3 protein-coding genes and 1 tRNA gene are annotated in these 3,616 nt (G+C 47.2%); 3 read left to right on the forward strand and 1 reads right to left on the reverse strand.

Going from position 1 to position 3,616, the window contains the following annotated elements; all coding sequences use genetic code 11:
• The first annotated feature begins 300 nt into the window (after window positions 1–300).
• From GPK89_RS10775 to GPK89_RS10785, 3 genes are all read left to right on the forward strand, one after another.
• A complete protein-coding gene (locus GPK89_RS10775; RefSeq protein ID WP_215693031.1) occupies window positions 301–552 on the forward strand; it encodes a hypothetical protein in 252 nt (83 codons plus the stop codon).
• On the forward strand, window positions 549–1,619 hold the full coding sequence (locus tag GPK89_RS10780) for a tyrosine-type recombinase/integrase (RefSeq protein WP_215693033.1): 1,071 nt from the start codon (window positions 549–551) through the stop codon (window positions 1,617–1,619). Before GPK89_RS10775 ends, GPK89_RS10780 begins: the two co-directional genes overlap by 4 nt.
• An 88-nt stretch (window positions 1,620–1,707) precedes the next feature.
• Window positions 1,708–3,069: an Ig-like domain-containing protein gene (locus tag GPK89_RS10785; protein ID WP_215693035.1), complete on the forward strand. Its 1,362-nt coding sequence runs from the start codon at window positions 1,708–1,710 to the stop codon at window positions 3,067–3,069.
• Window positions 3,070–3,458: 389 nt separating this feature from the next.
• Here the strand turns inward: GPK89_RS10785 and GPK89_RS10790 are convergent.
• Window positions 3,459–3,530, reverse strand: a tRNA-Glu gene (locus GPK89_RS10790).
• Window positions 3,531–3,616: the final 86 nt, after the last annotated feature.

Here is a 3,616-nt window from a genome sequence, read left to right on the forward strand (position 1 = left end):
TTGATATTTTATACTTCTTTACGTTTCAGTTTTTCGTATTAACGTAGAATTTACAATTTGATATTGTTTTCAATGTTTTCTTACGGTATCTACTGTGGTGTCGGACTGTGGTATTTTTCTACCTTTCGCCCCCTCTTTGCAATCCATGCAGAGAGGGGGATTTTTTGTTTAATAATTCTTTTACAAATTTTTAACAGTTTCATAATGTTTTGAAGCGGTTAAACGCAGGTCTCAAGGAAAAACGTTGGTATAGTACTACCGTCAGTAAAAAACAACTCACAGAAAACAGGAGAAGCAACAATGAAACACCCCCATATCAAACCGTACAAAGCTCTTCACGCCCGAATCTATCTCCATGGCGAAACTGATTCTAGCATCGCCGAAAAAGTTGGTCTATCCCAGCAACAGATGTCTACACGTATGCAAGGGTTATGCCCATTCGATGTAACAGAAATGCTTCGCATCGGCAACGAATTGGATTTCGAGCCAGAAGATTATTATCTTCTCTTTGTCCGTCCTACTCAAGCCCTTATAAAAGGAGGCCGAAAATGAATTGCTCATCTCTCTACACTCAAAAAGATTTGACGCAAAAGGTTAAGCCACGCCACACGGGTGGATACCGATTGGACTTGCAAGTTAATAATGTACGCAAAACTTTTTACAGTTCTAAGATTGGCGATGCTGGCCGCCGCGAATGTGCCAAAAAAGCTCTCGCGTGGATTGGTGGAAGTTCCACGAAGAAAAGCTACACCATCACAACGGATAAAATATTTCAAGACTTTTTCCATGACAAAGAAACTGTCACCGATGATATCTACAATCTCAAGAATTACTACAAAAACCATATTTTCCCCATCATCGGTGAAATCCCTGTTCTTTCTCTAACTAAGCAGGATTTGCGTCGTGTCATCAATACCGCTTACAAGTCGGGGCTGAGCGAAAAAACCTTGAAGAACATTCGCGGTGTGCTTTCAAGTTTTTGCTTCTACCTTGATGATAGCGATATCCGTAACGACCTTAGCGCGCGTTCAATCAAGATTCCAAAAGGAGCGAAAAAATCCCATAAACAGATTTTATCGTCTGTCGGAATATATCAAGTCTTTACTTGTGATAATACCTTTCTACGCGGCGAAGAGGTCTACGATGATTTGATTAACGCCTATCGACTTGGTATTGCGTGCGGTCTTCGTCCCGGTGAAATCATGGGGTTACAATGGGGTGACATCACAGATGACACTATACATATCCAGCGCGCAATAAATGAAAAAGGTAGACAAACCAGTGGAAAGAACGAATTTGCTGACCGACTTTTGCCCCAAACCAAATACACTCGCGCCCTTTTCGCTTCGCAAGCGGCTTTCGTAGGTGCCCACGCTTCCACTGAGCGAGTTTTTGGCGACTACTCGGAGATTACATATCGTTTTCGTTTCAAACGCTACTGCGAACACAATGGCATTGACTATGTGACTCCCTATGAATTGCGTCACACATTCGCTTCAATCTATAAAGCCGCTCTACCATTGTGGCAACTAGATGAGCTGATGGGCCATGTACACCCCGGCATGTCGTTAGGTGTATACAGTCACCCAATGGACGGTGATTCAGACGGTCTTCTTTAACTTTTCCCTTTGAAGTCCCTATATATGTATTGATTCTTTATCTCCATCATGTTACAATGCAAGCAAAAAAAGAAAGGACGTATTAGTTATGAAATCTATTCGACAAAGGATTATGGCGCTTTCCGTTTCCTGTGCGCTGGCGGTTAGTCTGGCGGGCTGTGGTGTTAATGTGACAGGTGTTGCGTTAAATCTCCCGGACAGCATGGAAAAAGGCTCTACCATTACCGCCACGCCGGAATACGCCTTTGACGGTGCGACCCCGGAAAGCGCCGCGCTCTCTAAAAAGCTGGACGCGCTGGACATGAGTTACAGTTCCAGTGACCCCGCTGTTGTAATGGTTGACGAAAACGGCAATATTGCCGCCATTAGTGCGGGTACTGCCGAGGTTGCCTTGTCCAGCAAGGACGGTAAAATTACCGCCAGTAAGACGATTGAGGTCGTTGTCACGCCGACTGGCATCACCACAACGGACGCACTGACGCTAACGGCAGGCGAAGCTTCCACGCTGGAAACCGCCGTTGCGCCAGATGATGCAACACACGTTTCCATCAACTACACATCTTCCGATGACGCTGTTGCCACGGTCAGCGATGCAGGCGAAGTCACGGCAGTAGCGGCTGGCGATGCAACCGTTACTGTCGCTGTAGATGGCACGGCGCTTTCCGCTGATTGCAAAGTCACGGTTTTGCCCGCCATTGAAAGTGTCGAGCTGAATTATTCCACGCTTTCCTTACAGCCAAAGGGCACGGCACAGCTTACTTATACCGTAGTCCCCGAAGAAGCCCTTGCCGATACTGCCACCTACACCAGCAGCGATGAAGCTGTTGCCACGGTGGACGCAGAGGGCAATGTCACCGCTGTTGCTGACGGTACAGCCACTATTACGGTTGATGTCAACGGTGTAAGCTCTGAATGTGAAGTCACGGTCAGCACCAAGTCTACCAGCACCACAAACGCCACCAGCAATAGCAACGGTGCATCTTCTGGCAACAGTGGTTCTACTTCTGACGGTGGACAAGCTCAATCTTCCGCGCCCGCCACATCTTCCAGCTTTGAATATGGCGCTCTCCCAATGGACCCCGCCACCGATGGCGAAACATGGTGGAATATTGATTCTTCCGATTCCGCATACTGGGCTGTTGCAAACAATATCAATGCTATGCGCGCAGAGGGCGGACTTCCTGCCCTTACTGTAAGCAGTTCCTTGTCAAGTATCGCACACGATAGATGCGTTTACCTTATTGCAAATGATGTTTTTTCTCATGATGGTGCAACAACTGCGGAAATCTTGTGCTCTGGTGCAACAAGTGCGTCTGCCGCTTGCACTGGTTGGAAAAACAGCCCTGGCCACTATGCAAACATTATGACCCCCGGTTACACCCAAATGGGTATTGCCTGCACCTTTAATACAGCTTACGGCGTCGAAGTCTGGTGCGTGACTTTCTCTTAATCCGCATAATCCCATAATACACAATCTCCCCTTGCCCATTACACGGGCAGGGGGAGTTTCTTTTTCAACTTAAAAAATCTATCCCATCAGGATATGCTTTCTGTTTGTTCCGCGGTTGCCTTCAAAAAGAGAATGGACAGGCTGTCAAGGGGAACGTGGAATACCGCAGCCCCGATTTTCAAAGGCAAGGATATGCCGCGAAAGCCCCTTTACTGCCTGTTCAATTCGCTTTTATACTGCGCGCGGGAACAACAGCCTCGTCCTCTCCCCTGTGCCACCCCTTGACAAAATTACGCGAGTGTGGTAAAAGTGTGGTATGCGCAATGCAGGCAAAGAGAAAAGCACCAAAACCAAACGAATAATCGTCAGATTTTGGTGCTTTTAGCAAGTGACCCGTGCGGGAATCGAACCCACGTTAACGGCGTGAGAGGCCGCTGTCTTAACCGCTTGACCAACGGGCCATAATAAAAAGAGAAGCCGGCATCTACCTATTTTCACAGGCCGTTTCCAGCCAACTATCTTCGGCACAAGTGAGCTTAACTTCTGT

The organism is Gemmiger formicilis, assembly GCF_018784445.1.
In the GTDB taxonomy this organism is placed as follows: Bacteria; Bacillota; Clostridia; order Oscillospirales; family Ruminococcaceae; genus Gemmiger.